The following is a 16,025-nucleotide window of genomic DNA, read 5'->3' as shown; positions in this document are numbered from 1 at the left end:
CTAGCGGTCCCCCGTCAGGGTCAGCGTGTCGTAGGGCGGCTTCGGCGTGCCGCCCGCGTTCAGGGTTCGGAAGGCGGCGAGGATCGGCCCCGCGCGCGCGGCCAGCCCCTCGTGCGCGGTCCGGCGGAGGGCCCCCTCGCCGCCGACCGGGTGGCAGGGGACGAGGCCGCGCGCGCCGTCCGGCAGGGCGACCCGGTGGGCCGCGCGGGCCGTGTCCGCCCCCTCGACCCGGATCACTGGATCGGCTCCGGCCCGGTGATCGCCTGCACCTCCGCGGCGAGGTTCTGGCCCAGCGCCTCCATGATGGCGGCCAGCACGGCCTCGGCGTCCTCGTCGTAGCCCGCAGAGACGCGGCTGACGGCGAGCGCGGTCATCGCCTGCGCGAAGATCGCCCCGGCCTCCTCCGCGTCGGGCATGTCGTCGGGGTCGAAGCCCGTGCCGTAGCGCATGCCCTCCGGGGTCTCGACGCGGAACACGGAGAGGACGGGGGGGCCCAGGTCCTCCTCCGTGGCCTCGGGGATGTCCGGATCGTCGCTCATCGGTAGGTCACGGCCTTCGCCGCCTCCATCACCTCGGCCACCGTGACGAGGGCCAGCTTCTCGAGGTTGGCGGCGTAGGGCATGGGCACGTCCTTGCCGGCGAGCGTGATCACCGGCGCGTCGAGGTAGTCGAAGGCCTGCTGCATGATCTGCGAGGCGACGTGCCCGCCGACGCTGGCCACGGGGAACCCCTCCTCGATGGTGATGCAGCGGTTGGTCTTCTTCACGCTCTCGATCACCGTGGGCAGGTCCATCGGGCGCAGGGTGCGAAGGTCGATCACCTCGGCCTCCACGCCCTCCTTCGCCAGCTCCTCGGCGGCCTGCAGGGCGTACTTCATGCCGATCCCGAAGGAGACGATCGTCAGGTCCGACCCCTCGCGCCAGATGCGGGCCTTGCCGAAGGGCACGGTGAAGTCGTCGAGATCGGGCACCTCGAAGCCCTGGCCGTAGAGGATCTCGTTCTCGAGGAAGATCACCGGGTTCGGGTCGCGGATCGCCGACTTCAGCAGCCCCTTCGCGTCCGAGGCCGAATAGGGCATCGCCACCTTCAGACCGGGGATCTGCGCGTAGAACGCCGCGAAGTCCTGCGAGTGCTGGGCCCCCACCCGCGCCGCCGCCCCGTTGGGCCCGCGGAACACGATCGGGCAGCCCATCTGCCCCCCCGACATGTAGAGCGTCTTGGCGGCCGAGTTCACGATCTGGTCCATCGCCTGCATGGCGAAGTTGAAGGTCATGAACTCGACGACGGGGCGCAGGCCCCCGAAGGCGGCGCCGACGCCGATCCCGGCGAAGCCGTGCTCGGTGATGGGGGTGTCGATGACGCGGCGGTCGCCGAACTCGTCCAGGAGGCCCTGGGTGACCTTGTAGGCGCCGTTGTACTCCGCGACCTCCTCGCCCATCACGAAGACGTCCTCGTCGCGGCGCATCTCCTCGGCCATGGCGTCGCGCAGCGCCTCGCGGACCGTCACCTCCTTCGTCGCGGTGCCCTCGGGCCAGTCCGGCGTCCGGTCGGGCGCCCTGGCCGAGGCGGGGCTCGGCCGCTCCTTGCCCTCGGCGGGCATGTCCTTCGCCTCCGGCCGCTCCCTCGCGTCCTCCTCCGGGGCGCCGGTGGGGGCCGGCTCGGCGGTGGTCTCGGCGCCGCCGGCGGCGTCCTCGGCGGCCGACGCGTCCTCGCCCTCCTCCAGCAGGACGGCGATGGGGTCGTTCACCTTCACCCCTTCGGTGCCCTCCTCGACCATGATCTTGCCGATCACGCCCTCGTCGACGGCCTCGAACTCCATCGTCGCCTTGTCGGTCTCGATCTCGGCGAGGACGTCGCCCGAGGCGACGCTGTCCCCCTCCTTCACGAGCCATTTGGCGAGGGTGCCCTCCTCCATCGTGGGGGAGAGGGCGGGCATCAGGATCTGCGTGGCCATCGGTTCAGCGCGCTCCGGGTGTGGTCAGGTGGCCAGTCGGCCGAGAAGGAAGACGGCGAGCGCGAAGCCCGCCGCGAGGAATGTCGCGACGAAGCCGCCCAGCCCCTCGCGAAGGAGGCCGGCCGGCCGGACCCCCGGCTCGAGCCCGCCCTGAAGGCGGAAGGTCACGGCGCCCGCGATCACCGGGCCCAGGGGCGCGGCGGGCCCGAGGGCGAAGGACGGCAGCGACAGCAGCGCCCAGACCGGCAGCCAGATCAGCGTCCGGCGCCAGCGCATCGGCCGCCCGTGCACCAGCCGGCAGGCCAGGTGCCAGGCCGCCCCCGCGCCGAGGAGGATGGCGGCGGACTGAAGGAGGAGCACTCACGCGGGGTCCCACGGGGCGGCGGCCGGGCGCCGGGGCCTCAAGCCACCTCCTCCTGCGGGACCTCGTCCGCGTAGATGTCGGTCCAGAGCTCGCTCTCGGCGGGCTCGGGGCTCTCCTTCGCGAACTCGGCGGCCTCGTTGACGATCTCCTTGATCTCCTTGTCGATCGACTTGAGGTCGTCCTCCGAGGCGTGGTCGCCCGTCAGCAGGATCTGGCGCACCCCCTCGATCGGGTCGCGGGTCGAGCGCATCTCCTGCACCTCCTCGCGGGTGCGGTACTTGGCCGGGTCCGACATGGAATGGCCCCGGTAGCGGTAGGTCTTCACCTCCAGGATGTAGGGGCCCTTGCCCGCCCGGCAGTGCGCCACGGCCTTCTCGCCGGCGGCCTTCACCGCCAGGACGTCCATCCCGTCCACCTCCTCGCCCTCGATCCCGTAGGCGGCGCCCCGTTCCCACAGGCTGGGCGACTTGGTGGACCGCTTGACCGAGGTGCCCATCGCGTACTGGTTGTTCTCGATCACGAAGACGACCGGCAGGTCCCACAGCTCGGCCATGTTGTAGGTCTCGTAGACCTGGCCCTGGTTGGCCGCGCCGTCGCCGAAATAGGTGAAGGTGACGTTGTCGTTGCCGCGGTACTTGTCCGCGAAGGCGAGGCCGGCGCCGATCGGCACCTGCGCCGCGACGATGCCGTGCCCGCCGTAGAAGTCCTTCTCCTTCGAGAACATGTGCATCGAGCCGCCCTTCCCGCGGGAGTAGCCCCCCTCGCGGCCCGTCAGCTCGGCCATGACGCCCTTGGGGTCCATCCCGCAGGCCAGCATGTGCCCGTGGTCGCGGTAGCTCGTGACGCGCTTGTCGCCGTCCTTCGCGGTCGCCTCGAGGCCGACCACCACGGCCTCCTGGCCGATGTAGAGGTGGCAGAAGCCCCCGATCAGCCCCATCCCGTAGAGCTGTCCGGCCTTCTCCTCGAAGCGGCGGATCAGCAGCATCTCGCGGTAGTGATGCAGCAGCTCCTCGGTGGAGACGTTCGGTTTCGCCTTCTTCGCGGCAGCCTTCGCCATGCCGGCGCCTCCCTCGCAGGAATAGTTCAACGTTAAACTATCCCCTATCAGGGGAGGTCCGCCGAAGGGAAGGGGCCATCTGGACCGCGCCGCACGTCGCCGCGGCGCGCACTGTCTAGCGGAGCGTCAGCTCGTCCGGGCGGACGTAGCCCAGCACCGCGCGCGCCCGCGCGTCGAGCAGGTCGAGGTCGAGGTACTCGTCCGACAGGCGCTGCGTCAGGAGGCGCACCCGCGCCTCCTCGGCGCGCAGCTCTGCCAGGCGGGCGGACGCCTCCGCCAGTTGGGCCTCGGCCTGGGCTCGGCGGTGCATGCCGTAGTCGCCGCGCACCGCGGCGAAGGTGAAGTGGGCGGCCAGGACCAGGCCGACGGCGCCGAACGCGATCCAACCCAGTCCCGGCCCGCCCCCGTGGGGTGCCATGCGTCACTTGCCTCATGCGCCGCCTCTTCCGGGCGGCTGGATAGGTTGTGGCATGCGGCGGGCCGGATTGTGAATCCGAAATATTCCGTGATTCGAACTGCGCGGGCCATGTGTGCCTCGGAGGGCGCGGGGCGGCGGAAAGCCGCCCTCGGCCGGTTCCCGCCGCCTCAGGCCGCCGAGGCCGCCGCGATGTCGTCCAGCGCCCGGCCCAGCGCGGCGTCGAAGGCGGCGTCGTCCATGCCGTCCGTCAGCCCCTCGGTCAGCCCGCGCGAGAAGCTCGCGATCATGCCGGGGTTCCGCGCGAGGAGCGCGTTCGCCTCGTCCCGCGCGTAGCCGCCCGACAGCGCCACGACCCGCAGGACCTTCGGGTGCCGGATCAGGTCCGCGTAGAACCCGTCCTCGGACGGCAGGGACAGCTTCAGCATCACCTCCGCGCCCTCGGGCAGGGCGTCCAGGGCGCGCTCGATCTCCTCGCGCAGCATCGCCTCGGCCTCGGCCTTGTCGGGGATCGTGATCGTCACCTCGGGCTCGAGGATCGGCACGAGGCCCGCGGCGCGGATCCGCTCGCCCACCTCGAACTGCTGGGCGACGTTGCGCGCGATGCCCTCCCGGCCCGCCCCCCCGATCACCGAGCGCATCTTCGTGCCGAACACCCCGGCGTCCCGCGCACGGCCGAGCAGCCCCTCCAGGTCGCCCATGTCCTTCATCATCTGGACGCCGCCGCCGGCCTCCTCCAGCCCCTTGTCGACCTTCAGGAAGGGCACGATGCCCTTCTCCTTCCACAGGTATTCCGGCGCGGGGCGGCCGTCGAAGGTGCGGTCCATCGTCTGCTCGAAGAGGATCGCGCCGATCACCCTGTCGCCGGTGAACGCGTCCGAGGTGACGATCCGCTCGCGCATGGCGTGGATCAGGTCGAACATCTCCTCCTCGGAGGCGTAGCGGTCCTCCTCGACGCCGTAGAGCTTCAGCGCCTTGGGCGAGGAGCCGCCCGACTGGTCCAGTGCGGCGATGAAGCCCTTCCCCGTGCGGATCCGCTCGCGCATCGCGTCGAAGTCCATGATCTGATCCTCCTTGTCCGACCGCCTCCGAACTAGCGCCCGCGCGGCGGCGCCGCCAGCGCCCCCTTCGCCGGCGGGGGCGTCCCCGGGCGGCGCGCCCGGGCCCCCCTCTGGACCCCCGCGCCCGCGCGCCATAGCTGCCCCCACGATGGCGCGCGCACCCCTTCTCCAGCTTTCCGGCATCTCGCTCGCCTTCGGGGGGGATCGGGTGTTCGACGACCTCTCGCTCGTGGTGCACGAGGGCGACGCCCTCGCCCTCGTGGGGCGCAACGGCGAGGGGAAGTCGACGCTGATGAAGGTGATGGCCGGCCTCGCCCAGCCGGATTCCGGCGCGGTGATCACCTCGCCCGGCACGTCGGCCGGCTACATGGAGCAGGACCCCGACCTCTCGGGCTTCGCCACCCTGGGGGACTTCGCCCTCCGCGATCTCGGCCCGGCCGAGCTCTGGCGCGTGGAGGCCGCCGCCGAGGGGCTGGGCTTCGACCCCGCCCGCGACGCGGCCACCGCCTCGGGGGGCGAGCGGCGGCGCGCCGCGCTCGCCAAGCTCCTGGGCGAGGGGCCGGACCTCATGCTGCTGGACGAGCCGACGAACCACCTCGACATCCGCTCGATCGCCTGGCTGGAGGGCGAGCTGGCGCGCCGCGGCGGGGCCCGGATCGTCATCTCGCACGACCGGGCCTTCCTGCGCGCGGTCGCGAAGGGCGTCCTGTGGATCGACCGGGGCGCGGTGCGGCGCATGGACCGACCCTACGAGCGGTTCGAGGACTGGCGCGACGAGGTCTGGGCGCAGGAGGACCTCGAGCGGCACAAGACCGACCGCCGGATCAAGGCCGAGGCCCGCTGGGCGGTCGAGGGCATATCGGGCCGCCGCAAGCGCAACCAGGGCCGCCTGCGCGCCCTGCGCGAGATGCAAGCGGATCGCGCCGCGCAGGTACGCCGCGCGGGCACCGCCGCCCTCGCGCTGGACGAGGGCGCCCGGACCGGCAAGCGCGTGATCGAGGCGCGCGGGATCGCGAAGTCCTATGACGGCCGCCCGGTCATCCGGCCCTTCGACCTGCGCTTCCTGCGCGGCGACCGGATCGCCTTCGTCGGCCCGAACGGCGCGGGCAAGACGACCCTTCTGAAGATGCTCACGGGCGAGGTCGCGCCCGACGAGGGGTCCGTGAAGCGCGGCGCGGGGATCGAGATGGCCGTCTTCGACCAGAACCGCGAGGCGCTGCAGCCGGGCATCACCCTGTGGGAGACGCTGGCCGGCGACCCGGAGGTCGGCGCCGCCGGCCGCTCGGATCAGGTGATGGTGCGCGGCGCGCCCCGGCACGTGGTCGGCTACCTCAAGGACTTCCTCTTCGACGAGGCGCAGGCCCGCGCGCCCGTCCGGTCCCTGTCGGGGGGCGAGAAGGCGCGCCTGCTGCTGGCCAAGCTCTTCGCGAAGCCCTCGAACCTCCTCGTCCTCGACGAGCCGACGAACGACCTCGACGTCGAGACGCTGGACCTCCTGCAGGAGGTGCTGGGCGACTATCCCGGCACCGTCCTTCTGGTCAGCCACGACCGCGACTTCGTCGACCGGGTGGCCACCACGACCGTGCGGGTCGAGGACGGGCGCGCCACGGCCTATGCGGGCGGCTGGACCGACCACCTCGCCCAGCGCCGCGAGGGGGAGGGGGAGGGGGAGGGGCCCGCCGGGCCCGCCCGGTCCGCCGCGAGGCCGGCCGCGAAGGCCGCGGAGCCCGCCGAGAGGTCGAAGCCCCAGCCGCCGAAGGACGGCATCACCTTCACGGAGCGTCACCGCCTCGACGCCCTTCCGGCCGAGATCGACCGCCTCGGCGCCGAGATCGGCAAGCTCGAGGGGCTGCTCGCGACCCCGAACCTCTACGAGACGGCGCGCGCCAAGTTCGAGAAGGCGACCGAGGCCCTCGTCGCGCGGCAGGCCGCCCTCGCCGCGGCGGAGGAGGAGTGGCTGGCGCTGGCCGAGAAGGCCGAAGGGTAGGGGGTCGCCGCGGCCGCGGGCCCCCTCGCGGCGGGGGGCTGCGCCGCCCCGCACCCGCCCAGCACCCGCCCCCCGGCGCGGCGCGCGGGCTCAGAGCCGGCTCACCCGAAGCCGCGCGATCCGGTTCGCCTCCCGCTCCAGCACCTCGAAGCGGTAGCCGTGGAACGAGAAGACCTGCCCCGCAACCGGGATCGTCTGCGCCTCGTGGATCACGAGGCCGGCGACCGTGTTCGCCTCCTCGTCGGGCAGCGCCCAGTCGGCGGCGCGGTTCAGGTCGCGGATCGTCATCCCGCCGTCGATCTCGACGCTGCCGTCCTCCGCGCGGCGCAGGTGCTGCGCCTCCTCCGTGTCGGTCTCGTCGGTGATCTCGCCGACGATCTCCTCCAGGATGTCCTCCAGCGTGATGAGACCCTGGAGCGTGCCGTACTCGTCCACCACGAGGGCGAAATGCGTGTGCCGGCGCAGGAACTGACGCATCTGGTCGTCCAGCGTCGTCGTCTCGGGCACGAAGTAGGGGGCCATCGCCACCTCCTTCACGTCGAAGGAGGCGAGGTCGGTCGCCTCCTCCTCCGAGGTGCCGCGCCGCTGGTAGACCGCACGCAGCAGCTCCTTGGCGTGGATCACGCCGACGACGTTCTCCCGCTCGCCGCGGTAGAGGGGCAGGCGGGTGTGCGGGCTCTCCAGGCACTGGCGCAGGATGTCCTCGGGCGCGCCGTCCGCCTCGATCATCTCGATCCCCGAACGGTGGAGCATGATCTCCTCCACCGTGCGCTCCCCCAGGTCGAGCGCCCCGAGGATGCGGTCGCGGTCCTCCTTCAGGACGACCCCCTCCTCCTGGCCGAGGGTCAGCGCGCCCGCGATCTCCTCGCGTACGGCGAGGACGTCGGCGTCGGGATCGGTCTGGATGCCGAAGAGGCGCAGGATGCCGCGCACCAGGACCCGCACCGCCGAGACCACCGGCGCGAACACCATCACCACGACGCGGATCAGCGGCGAGACGAGGGACGCCGCCCGCTCGGCGTTGGTGATGGCGTAGGTCTTGGGCAGCACCTCCGCGAAGATCAGCACGAGGAAGGTCATCACCAGCGTCGCCAGCGCCACCCCCGATTCGCCGAAGATCCGCGTGAAGAGCGAGGTCGCCAGCGAGGCGGCGAGGATGTTCACGAGGTTGTTGCCCAGAAGGACGCTGCCGATCAGCCGCTCGTTGTCCTCGGTGATCCGCAGGGCCTGCGCCGCCCCCTTCGATCCGCGATCGGCCTGGGAACGCAGCTTCCCGCGCGACGCCGCCGTCAGCGCGGTCTCGGAGCCCGAGAAGAAGCCCGAGAGCAGCAGGAGGAGCAGGATCGACCCGGCGGTGATCCAGAATGCGGCGTCGATCATGCGGGGTGCGTGACAGCGTGGTTCATGACGCCTTATCTGACCTGCGGGGCAGGGGGTGCAAGCCGATGCGGATCGAGGACCTCGGACGGGTGGACGGCGAGTGGATCGCCTTCGGCGGCTGCGTGTCGAACCGGCAGGCCGCCGCGGCGATGCTGGACGCGCTGGCGGGGCGCCTCGCCGTGTGCACCGGCGACCTCGCCGCCTATTGCGCGGACCCGGCGGGGACGGTGGCCCTGATCCGCGCGTGGGGCGGCCCCGTCGTCGCCGGCAACTGCGAGCGGAACCTCGCCGCGCGCGCGCCCGGATGCGGCTGCGGCTTCGGGGCGGGCACGGCCTGCGACGCGATGGCGGGCGCCTGGTGGGCGCGCTGCGACGCCGAGGTGGGGGAGGCGGACCGCGCCTGGATGGCGGGGCTGCCGGACATGGTCGTGCTGGACCACGAGGGGGTGCGGACGGCCGTGATCCATGGCGGCGTCCGGGACGTGGCCCGCTTCCTCTGGCCCGTCTCGCCCCCTTCGGCCTTCGCCGAGGAGGTCGCCGCGATCGAGGCGCTGGCCGGGCGAGTCGACCGCGTCGTCGCGGGCCATTGCGGCGTCCCCTTCGCCCGCCGCGTCGCGGGGGTCGAGTGGGTGAACGCCGGCAGCGCCGGGATGCCACCGCACGACGGCCGCCCCCTGGGCCGCTACGCGCGCATCCGCCCGGGCGGCGTCCTGTTCGAGCGGCTCGCCTACGATCATGCCGCCGCGGCCGCCGCCATGCGGGCCGCGGGGCTGGCGCAGGGCTACGACCGCGCGCTCGAGACGGGGCTCTGGCCGTCCGAGGACGTCCTGCCGGGGGCGATGCGCCGTGCGGGATGACGCGCGCCCCGGCCCGGCGCCGCCCTTTCCCGCCCGCGACGCCCTGGGGGTCGGGGGCCGCCGCGCCGCCTTCCACCTCGCCCGCCGCGAGGGGACCGTGCCGGCGATCCTCCTCCACGGGGCGGGCTTCGATTCGGCGGCCCTCTCCTGGCGGCTGTTCCTGCCTGAGCTGGCCCGCACCCGCACCGTCCTCGCGCCCGACTGGCCGGGGCAGGGGGGCAGCGCGCCCCTCCCGCGCGGGCCGTTCCGCCTCTCGCGGCTGGGCGGCTGGCTGATCGCCCTCATGGACGCCCTGGGGATCGAGCGGGCCGACCTCGTCGGCGCGTCCATGGGCGGGGGCGCCGCCATCTGGACGGCGGCGCACCATCCGCACCGGGTCCGCCGCTTGGTGCCGGTCGCGCCCTTCGGCCTCGCCGCCAGCGCGCCGGGGCACCGCCGCTACCACCTCGCCACGCGCCTGCCGCTCTGGACTGCGGGCTTCGCCCTGATGCGCCGGACCGACCGGGGCGTCCGCCGCGCGCTCGGGACGGTGTTCGGCGAGCCGGACCGGATCACGGACGCCCTCGTGGCCGAGGTGAGGGCCGCCATGCGCGAGGGGCGCAACGGCCGCGCCTTCGCCCGCTTCCAGCGCGGCGAGGTGGGCCCCCGCGGCTTCCGCACCGACCTTTCCGACGCCGCCGCCGCCCTGCCGCACGAGACGCTGTTCCTTCAGGGCGCGAAGGACCGGTTGATTCCGCCCGCCCTCGCGCGGTCGGTCGCGGCCCGCATGGCCCGCGCCCGGTTCGAGACGCTGGACGCGGGCCACTGGCCCATGCGCGAGGCCCCGGACGCCTTCGCCGCCCACGCGCTGCCCTTCCTCGGCGCCACGGCCCGCGAAGGGCGTTGATCCCGCGCCCGCAACGGACCGTTTCCGCAGGAACCGCCGGTCCGGATCCCGTGTTCCCAACATGCTATCGGGTCTGAACTAGCCATAAATGGGGATGGGCGGGGCCACAGGGCACGGATTCGATACCGGCCGCGCCATCCCGGGGATCACTTCATGAACATCAGGATTGCCGCCGCCGGGCTTCTCCCGGGGCTCGCGCTCGGCCTGCCGGTCCATGCCGGGGGCCTCGCCGACGAGGCGTTCGTCGTCCAGCCCGTCCTCGTCGTCGAGGAGCCGCTCCGCTTCTCCGGCCCCTGGGTCGGCGGCGCCATCGGCGCCCTCGGCCTGAGCGCCGAGAACGAGACCGGCGACGACGCCGACCCCGACTGGCTGCCCGACGACGACATCGACGGCGGCGGCGACGACCACGCGGGCGGCACGATCGGCCTGAGGGCCGGCTACGACCTCCGGTTCGAGAACGTCGTCGTCGGCGCCATGGCGGCCTACGACCGCTCGGCCACCGATTTCGGCGGCGCGGGCGAGCTGGAGGCGATCGCCCGGGCCGGGCTGCGGCTGGGCCTCGCCCGGGACCGGAACCTCTTCTACCTCGCCGGCGGCTGGGCGCGCGCCTACACTGAAGGCAGCGACGGCGACGAGCCGGCCGACGACACGCCCTTCGGCGATTCGGACGGCTACTTCGCGGGCCTCGGCTACGAGCGGCTGATGGAGAACGGCTTCTCCGTCGGCGGCGAGATCCTGTATCACGAGTTCGACGAGTTCCGTGCCACGGACGTGGAGGTCGACGTCGTGACCGCGCAGATCACGGTCGCCTACCGCTTCTAGGGGCCGCCTATCCCGCGTCCTCGGCCATCGGGTGCTTGGTCAGCACCAGCTCGCGCAGGCGCGCGTCGAGGACGTGGGTGTAGATCTCGGTCGTCGCCACGTCGGCATGGCCCAGCAGCGTCTGGATCGACCGCAAGTCCGCGCCGTTCGCCAAGAGGTGCGTGGCGAAGGCGTGGCGCAGGGCGTGCGGCGTGACCTTGCCCGGCGAGACGCCCGCCCGCACCGCGATCTCCTTGCAGAGGGTGTAGAAACGGTGCCGCGTCAGATGTCCCTCGGCCCCGTGCGATGGGAAGAGGTGGGGCGAGGACCTCGCGCCGTCCCGAACCGCCCGCTCATCCGCGCGATCCCGCTCGGGCAGCCACGCCGCAAGGGCCGCGCGCGCGTCCGGGGTCAGCGGGACCATCCGCTCCTTGCCGCCCTTGCCCTTCACCAGCAGCCAGCGCGGGTCGCCCCGCGCGGCGCGGACGGGCAGCGACACCAGCTCGCTGACCCGCAGGCCCGTGGCGTAGAGCACCTGCATCAGGCAGGCGTCGCGCAAGGCGTTCGCCCCGTCCGCCGACGCCGCGAGAAGGCGCCCGACCTCCTCCTCCGAGAGGGTCCGGGGCAGCTTTCGCTCGCGCCCCGGCCCCCGGATGCGGATCGCGGGGTCGTCGCCGCGCCAGCCCTCCTCGAAGGCGAAGCGGGTGATCTGCCGTATCGCCGCCAGCCGCCGCGCCCGCGTGGACTTGGCCATCCCTGCCGCCTCCAGCCCGACGAGGTGGTCCTCGATCTGGTCGCGGGTCACGTCCTCGAAGCGCGCGCCCCGCCGCTCCATCCACCGGGCGAAGTCCTTCAGGTCGCGCCCATAGGCCAGCAGCGTGTTGCGCGCCGCCCCCCGCTCGGCGGCCATCGCCTCGAGGAAGGCCTCGATCCGCGCGTGGGCGTTCATGCCGGGCCTTCGGCGGACAGCAGCTCCAGCGCGATGCGGCGGGCGCTGTCCTCCAGCCCGGCCTCGCGCAGGAAGGCCAGCGCGGGGACGAGGCGCGCGCGGTCCCCCTCCACCCCATGCGCGAGGTCCTCCAGCGCCAGCAGCAGCGCCTCGCCCAGCCGGTCGTCGGCGGCCATGGCGCGCCATTCCTCCGGCGCCTCCGCGTCCCCGAAGCCGGCGGCCAGCGCCTCCTCCAGCGGGCCGTCGGGTTCGGCGGGGGGCTCGCCGCGGGCGAAGGCGGCGCCGGCGGCCACGGCCGGGTCGCCGGGGCGCGCCCGCTCGGCCACCGCGGCCTCGTAGCCGCCCGACAGCAGCCCCATCTCCAGCGCCAGCGCGTTGGCCTCCGCGGGCAGGGGCAGGCCGGTCAGGCGGGGGGCGATGCTGCGGGCGAAGGCCACCCCGAGGCCCGCGTCGCGCATCGCGGACCAGGCCGCGGGCAGGGCCTCGGCGACCGCGGCCGGCCTGGCCCGCACCAGCGCCTCGTCCAGCGCCTGGACGGCGGCGATCCGGTCCCATTGCCGCCCGGAGGCGGGAGGCCGCCGCTCCGAGTAGAGGGCGAGCAGCTCGCCCCCCTCGATGGCGCCGGCGCGCGCCAGCCGCTCGGCCGCGTCGAGCCGCGTGCGCCAGGGCTTCTGCGGCAGCATGTCGGCATGGGCGAAGGACAGGGGCAGCCCGCGCGTCTGCATCGGCTCGCCCAGGGCCTCGTAGAGGCGGAACTGCAGCGGCGTCGGCTGGGCGGGCGGCGGGGGCAGGGGCACCCCCTCCAGCTCGGGGTCGAGGAAGTGGTTCAGAAGGCCCGCCGTCACCGGGTCCAGCCCGCCCAGCGCGACCACGGCGTCGAAGGTCGTCAGCGCTGCCGCCCAGTCGCCCCCCCGAAGAAGGCAGAACACCCGGCGGGCGTAGTCCTCCGGCGCTTCGGGCACGGGCTCGGTGCGGGCGCAGGCCGCCGTCTCGTCCCCGGTCAGCAGCGCGACGTCGAAGGCCAGCCGCCGCAGGGGCGTGGTGCGCGCGCCCGCCCGTCGCAGCAGCGCGTCCGCCGCCTGAAGGCGCCCCCGCCCGATCAGCTGCCGGACGCGCGCCTCCAGCACGGGGGCCGGATCGCCGATGGGCGGCGCGGCCTCCGCCAGCAGGAGCGTCTCGGCCAGGGCGTCGACCGCCCCCACGCCCGAGATGGGCAGCGCATCGATCCGGGCTGCCAGGTCGGATGCGCGGCTGCCGGCCCAAAGGGTGTCCGGAAGCCCCGTGACCGTGGCCGGCAGCAGGCCCGCGCTGCCCGTCGCCGGGGCGCCCAGCGGCATGACCTCGATCGTCCCTGTCGGGATCGAGGTCGCGGTGGGCGCGTCCTGCGCGCCCGCCGGCAGCGCCGCCAGCAAGGCGAAGGCCGCCCCCCTCACGGCTCGAGAAGGACCGGAACGCGCGTCTCGCGGGGCTCGGGCTCGATGTCGCCGAGATAGGCGAAGGCCGCCAACGCGATGATGCCCAGGACCGCGAGCACGATCAACACCTTAAAAAGCCGCCACATTCCGATGCCGTCCCCAAGCCTGTGCCGTCGCGGCACGGCCCCCCTCGGACCCCGCCGTGCCCGGTTCGTATCTGGTCCTCGGGTGAAGATCACGCCATGACGGCGCGATGATCGGGGGTGTGGCGTAAGATGGCCGAACCGGGCGCGCAGGGCTGGATCGTGCTCGTCGGGTTGATGGGCGCCGGCAAGTCCGTCGTGGGCCGTGCCTTGGCCGCGCGGCTGGACCTTCCCTTCGTCGACAGCGACGCCGCCATCGAGGAGGCCGCCCGCATGACCGTGTCCGAGATCTTCGCCCAGGACGGCGAGGCTTTCTTCCGCGCCCGCGAATCCGAGGTGCTCGCCCGCCTGCTCGCCGGCCCGCCGGGCATCCTGGCGACGGGCGGCGGGGTGTTCGCGTCGGAGGCCAACCGCGCTGCGATACGCGATGCCGGCGCGGTGTCGGTCTGGCTGGAGGGATCCGTGGACCTCCTCTGGTCGCGGGTGCGGGGCAAGGCGCACCGCCCGCTCCTCGACCGGCCGGACGCCAAGGCGCGCCTCGCCGCCCTCCACGCCGCGCGGGCGCCGTCCTACGCCCTCGCCGACGCCGTGATCCCGGGCGAGGAGGGGCGCAGCATCGGCGACACCGCCCTCGCGGTGGAGAGGGCCGTCCGCCGCGCCCGCCCGGAGCTGCTGCCATGACCCGCACCGTTCCGGTTCCGCTTCCCGGCCGCGCCTACGACGTGCGCATCGGCCCCGGCCTCATCGCCCGCGCGGGCGGCGAGGTGGCGCCGCTGCTCGGGCGCCCGCGCGTCGCGATCCTCACCGACGAGACCGTCGCCGCCCACTGGCTCGCCCCCCTTCGCGCCGCCCTCGGCGAGGAGGGGATCGAGGCCCCCGCGCTCGCCCTGCCTCCGGGCGAGGGCACCAAGCGCTGGGCGATGCTAGAGCGGTCGGTCGAATGGCTCCTCGCCGAAGGGGTCGAGCGGGACGACCTCGTCCTGGCCCTCGGCGGCGGGGTGATCGGCGACCTCGCGGGCTTCGCCGCGGCCGTGCTGCGGCGGGGGGTGCGCTTCGTGCAGGTGCCGACGACGCTGCTCGCGCAGGTGGACAGCTCCGTCGGGGGGAAGACGGGGATCAACTCGTCCCAGGGCAAGAACCTCGTCGGTGCCTTCCATCAGCCCTCGCTCGTGCTGGCCGACACCGGGACGCTGCGCACCCTCGCCCCCCGCGACTTCCGCGCGGGCTACGGCGAGGTGCTGAAATACGGCCTCCTCGGGGACGCCGCCTTCTTCGAATGGCTCGAGGGCGCGGGCCCCGGCCTGCGCGGGGACGGGCCGGCCCTCCTGCGCGCGGTCGAGCGGTCGGTCGAGATGAAGGCGCACATCGTCCTGCGCGACGAGCGCGAGGCCGGCGAGCGTGCCCTCCTCAACCTCGGCCACACCTTCGGCCACGCGCTGGAGGCCGCGACGGGCTATTCGGACCGCCTCCTCCACGGCGAGGGGGTCGCGCTGGGCTGCCTTCTGGCCGCGCGCCTCTCGGCGCGTCTCGGCCTTCTGCCGCAGGAAGCCCCCAGCCGCGTCGCCGCGCATCTCGGCGCGGTGGGCCTGCCGACGCGCCTCTCCGCGATCCCGGGCGCGCTTCCCGGCGCCCCCGCGCTTCTCGAGCTGATGCGCCAGGACAAGAAGGTCCGCGCCGGGCGCCTGCGCTTCGTCCTCCTCCGGGCGATCGGCGAGGCCTTCGTCGCCGAGAACGTGCCGGAGGGCGAGGTGCTGTCCCTGCTGGAGGACGCCCTCGCCGAGTAGCCTCAGGGCCCGAGGTCGAGGTCGTGCCGCCTCACGAACCAGAGGAAGAACGGCACCTCCAGGATCGCGAAGGTCAGGACCGAGAAGGCCCACCAGGGCACGTCGAGCAGGACCAGCGAGAAGCCCGTCCCGCCCCCCGCGAAGAGCAGCCCCGCCACGAGAAGCGCAAGCGTCCCGCATACCAGGTCGATCCGGATCATGGCCGGCAGCGTCTTCTCCCGCAGCGCGGGGTAGAGGCCGCCATAGGCCACCAGCAGCACGCCCGCGTTGACCGCGAGGAGCTGCAGCTCCGGCGGCCAGAGGGCGGGCGCCGTCAGAACGGGATCTCGTCGTCGTCAATGCCGCCCGACGGCCCCTGGTACCCGCCCGAGCCCGAGCCGCCGTAGCCCCCCCCGCCCGAGCCGCCGCCCCGGTCCTCGCCGTAACCGCCGCCGCCGCCCTCGCCGCGGCCGTCCAGCATGGTCAGCTCGGACCGGTAGGGCCGCAGCACCACCTCGGTCGAGTAGCGGTCGTTGCCGGACTGGTCCTGCCACTTGCGCGTCTCGAGCTGCCCCTCGAGATATACCTTCGAGCCCTTCTTCAGGTACTGCTCGGCCACCCGCCCCAGCGGCTCGGAGAAGATGGCCACGCTGTGCCACTCGGTCTTCTCGCGGCGCTCGCCGGAGTTCTTGTCCTTCCAGTTCTCGGACGTGGCGATGCGAAGGTTCACCACCTTGCCGCCGTTCTGGAAGGTCCGCACCTCGGGGTCGCGCCCGAGATTGCCGATCAGGATCACCTTGTTCACCGAGCCTGCCATCGCCGCTCTCCCCCATCTTTCGTTGGCGTTCCGCCTATCATGGGCGCTGCGGGATGGCCATGGCAGCGGGGCGCTGCGGGGCCCTGGAATCGCCCCCTCCCGGCCGGCCCGCCGCCATTGCCGCCCGTCCGGCTTCCCCGCGCGCGATCCCCGCGCTAGAACGCTTGGAAGGACCG

At 73.7% G+C, this 16,025-nt stretch carries 18 protein-coding genes; 6 read left to right on the top strand and 12 right to left on the bottom strand.

Features of this window, described 5'->3' with window-relative positions:
* From BCF33_RS04765 to BCF33_RS04735, 7 genes are all read right to left on the bottom strand, one after another.
* Positions 1-237 carry a hypothetical protein gene (locus tag BCF33_RS04765; protein WP_106159738.1) on the bottom strand — a complete coding sequence of 79 codons (237 nt, stop codon included), beginning with the start codon at positions 235-237 and terminating at the stop codon, positions 1-3.
* Positions 234-539 (bottom strand): hypothetical protein, encoded by a 306-nt coding sequence (locus BCF33_RS04760; protein ID WP_106159737.1) that lies wholly within the window; start codon positions 537-539, stop codon positions 234-236. Before BCF33_RS04760 ends, BCF33_RS04765 begins: the two co-directional genes overlap by 4 nt.
* A complete protein-coding gene (locus BCF33_RS04755; protein WP_106159736.1) occupies positions 536-1,954 on the bottom strand; it encodes a pyruvate dehydrogenase complex E1 component subunit beta in 1,419 nt (472 codons plus the stop codon). Before BCF33_RS04755 ends, BCF33_RS04760 begins: the two co-directional genes overlap by 4 nt.
* 24 nt (positions 1,955-1,978) lie before the next feature.
* Positions 1,979-2,314 (bottom strand): hypothetical protein, encoded by a 336-nt coding sequence (locus BCF33_RS04750; RefSeq protein WP_106159735.1) that lies wholly within the window; start codon positions 2,312-2,314, stop codon positions 1,979-1,981.
* Positions 2,315-2,355: 41 nt separating this feature from the next.
* A complete protein-coding gene (pdhA, locus tag BCF33_RS04745) occupies positions 2,356-3,375 on the bottom strand; it encodes a pyruvate dehydrogenase (acetyl-transferring) E1 component subunit alpha (RefSeq protein WP_106159734.1) in 1,020 nt (339 codons plus the stop codon).
* A 115-nt stretch (positions 3,376-3,490) separates the two neighbouring features.
* Positions 3,491-3,793 carry a septum formation initiator family protein gene (locus tag BCF33_RS04740; RefSeq protein ID WP_106159733.1) on the bottom strand — a complete coding sequence of 101 codons (303 nt, stop codon included), beginning with the start codon at positions 3,791-3,793 and terminating at the stop codon, positions 3,491-3,493.
* A gap of 167 nt (positions 3,794-3,960) precedes the next feature.
* Positions 3,961-4,851, bottom strand: a complete 891-nt coding sequence (locus tag BCF33_RS04735; protein ID WP_106159732.1) for a fructose bisphosphate aldolase — start codon at positions 4,849-4,851, stop codon at positions 3,961-3,963.
* A gap of 148 nt (positions 4,852-4,999) precedes the next feature.
* Between BCF33_RS04735 and BCF33_RS04730 the strand changes: the two genes are divergently transcribed.
* The gene (locus BCF33_RS04730; protein WP_106159731.1) at positions 5,000-6,838 is read left to right on the top strand and encodes an ABC-F family ATP-binding cassette domain-containing protein; all 1,839 of its coding nucleotides are present in this window, start codon (positions 5,000-5,002) and stop codon (positions 6,836-6,838) included.
* Positions 6,839-6,928: 90 nt separating this feature from the next.
* Here BCF33_RS04730 and BCF33_RS04725 read toward each other — a convergent pair whose 3' ends face one another.
* Positions 6,929-8,218, bottom strand: a complete 1,290-nt coding sequence (locus BCF33_RS04725; protein WP_106159730.1) for an HlyC/CorC family transporter — start codon at positions 8,216-8,218, stop codon at positions 6,929-6,931.
* Positions 8,219-8,283: 65 nt separating this feature from the next.
* Here BCF33_RS04725 and BCF33_RS04720 point away from each other — a divergent pair, with 65 nt between their 5' ends.
* The 3 genes from BCF33_RS04720 to BCF33_RS04710 all read left to right on the top strand — a co-directional run bounded on the left by BCF33_RS04720 (position 8,284) and on the right by BCF33_RS04710 (position 10,783).
* Positions 8,284-9,075 carry a metallophosphoesterase family protein gene (locus BCF33_RS04720; protein WP_106159729.1) on the top strand — a complete coding sequence of 264 codons (792 nt, stop codon included), beginning with the start codon at positions 8,284-8,286 and terminating at the stop codon, positions 9,073-9,075.
* Positions 9,065-9,961, top strand: a complete 897-nt coding sequence (locus BCF33_RS04715; protein ID WP_106159728.1) for an alpha/beta fold hydrolase — start codon at positions 9,065-9,067, stop codon at positions 9,959-9,961. The genes BCF33_RS04720 and BCF33_RS04715 overlap by 11 nt, the downstream gene beginning before the upstream one ends.
* 153 nt (positions 9,962-10,114) lie before the next feature.
* Positions 10,115-10,783 (top strand): outer membrane protein, encoded by a 669-nt coding sequence (locus tag BCF33_RS04710; RefSeq protein ID WP_106159727.1) that lies wholly within the window; start codon positions 10,115-10,117, stop codon positions 10,781-10,783.
* A 7-nt stretch (positions 10,784-10,790) separates the two neighbouring features.
* On the opposite strand, the gene BCF33_RS04705 is transcribed toward BCF33_RS04710, so the two are convergent.
* Entirely contained in the window at positions 10,791-11,711 is a 921-nt protein-coding gene (locus tag BCF33_RS04705; RefSeq protein ID WP_106159726.1) for a site-specific tyrosine recombinase XerD, read from the bottom strand.
* The gene (locus BCF33_RS04700; protein WP_106159725.1) at positions 11,708-13,144 is read right to left on the bottom strand and encodes a hypothetical protein; all 1,437 of its coding nucleotides are present in this window, start codon (positions 13,142-13,144) and stop codon (positions 11,708-11,710) included. Before BCF33_RS04700 ends, BCF33_RS04705 begins: the two co-directional genes overlap by 4 nt.
* Before the next feature lie 257 nt (positions 13,145-13,401).
* Here BCF33_RS04700 and BCF33_RS04695 point away from each other — a divergent pair, with 257 nt between their 5' ends.
* Positions 13,402-13,950, top strand: coding sequence for a shikimate kinase (locus BCF33_RS04695; RefSeq protein ID WP_106159724.1), 549 nt, complete (start codon positions 13,402-13,404; stop codon positions 13,948-13,950).
* Positions 13,947-15,053, top strand: a complete 1,107-nt coding sequence (gene aroB / locus BCF33_RS04690; RefSeq protein WP_106159723.1) for a 3-dehydroquinate synthase — start codon at positions 13,947-13,949, stop codon at positions 15,051-15,053. The genes BCF33_RS04695 and aroB overlap by 4 nt, the downstream gene beginning before the upstream one ends.
* Positions 15,054-15,055: 2 nt before the next feature.
* Here the strand turns inward: aroB and BCF33_RS04685 are convergent, their stop codons facing one another.
* On the bottom strand, positions 15,056-15,313 hold the full coding sequence (locus BCF33_RS04685) for a hypothetical protein (RefSeq protein ID WP_106159722.1): 258 nt from the start codon (positions 15,311-15,313) through the stop codon (positions 15,056-15,058).
* Positions 15,314-15,366: 53 nt separating this feature from the next.
* The gene (gene ssb, locus BCF33_RS04680) at positions 15,367-15,849 is read right to left on the bottom strand and encodes a single-stranded DNA-binding protein (RefSeq protein WP_106159721.1); all 483 of its coding nucleotides are present in this window, start codon (positions 15,847-15,849) and stop codon (positions 15,367-15,369) included.
* Positions 15,850-16,025: the final 176 nt, after the last annotated feature.

The sequence above is a fragment of the Hasllibacter halocynthiae genome (assembly GCF_003003095.1).
GTDB lineage: Bacteria > Pseudomonadota > Alphaproteobacteria > Rhodobacterales > Rhodobacteraceae > Hasllibacter > Hasllibacter halocynthiae.
This window is presented reverse-complemented; position numbering and strand designations above follow the sequence as displayed.

Coding starts and splice junctions, on each gene's coding strand:
- BCF33_RS04760 (WP_106159737.1), bottom strand. CDS start 539: ATGAGCGACGATCCGGACATCCCCGAGGCCACGGAGGAGGACCTGGGC.
- BCF33_RS04755 (WP_106159736.1), bottom strand. CDS start 1,954: ATGGCCACGCAGATCCTGATGCCCGCCCTCTCCCCCACGATGGAGGAG.
- pdhA (WP_106159734.1), bottom strand. CDS start 3,375: ATGGCGAAGGCTGCCGCGAAGAAGGCGAAACCGAACGTCTCCACCGAG.
- BCF33_RS04740 (WP_106159733.1), bottom strand. CDS start 3,793: ATGGCACCCCACGGGGGCGGGCCGGGACTGGGTTGGATCGCGTTCGGC.
- BCF33_RS04735 (WP_106159732.1), bottom strand. CDS start 4,851: ATGGACTTCGACGCGATGCGCGAGCGGATCCGCACGGGGAAGGGCTTC.
- BCF33_RS04730 (WP_106159731.1), top strand. CDS start 5,000: ATGGCGCGCGCACCCCTTCTCCAGCTTTCCGGCATCTCGCTCGCCTTC.
- BCF33_RS04725 (WP_106159730.1), bottom strand. CDS start 8,218: ATGATCGACGCCGCATTCTGGATCACCGCCGGGTCGATCCTGCTCCTC.
- BCF33_RS04720 (WP_106159729.1), top strand. CDS start 8,284: ATGCGGATCGAGGACCTCGGACGGGTGGACGGCGAGTGGATCGCCTTC.
- BCF33_RS04710 (WP_106159727.1), top strand. CDS start 10,115: ATGAACATCAGGATTGCCGCCGCCGGGCTTCTCCCGGGGCTCGCGCTC.
- BCF33_RS04705 (WP_106159726.1), bottom strand. CDS start 11,711: ATGAACGCCCACGCGCGGATCGAGGCCTTCCTCGAGGCGATGGCCGCC.
- BCF33_RS04695 (WP_106159724.1), top strand. CDS start 13,402: ATGGCCGAACCGGGCGCGCAGGGCTGGATCGTGCTCGTCGGGTTGATG.
- aroB (WP_106159723.1), top strand. CDS start 13,947: ATGACCCGCACCGTTCCGGTTCCGCTTCCCGGCCGCGCCTACGACGTG.
- ssb (WP_106159721.1), bottom strand. CDS start 15,849: ATGGCAGGCTCGGTGAACAAGGTGATCCTGATCGGCAATCTCGGGCGC.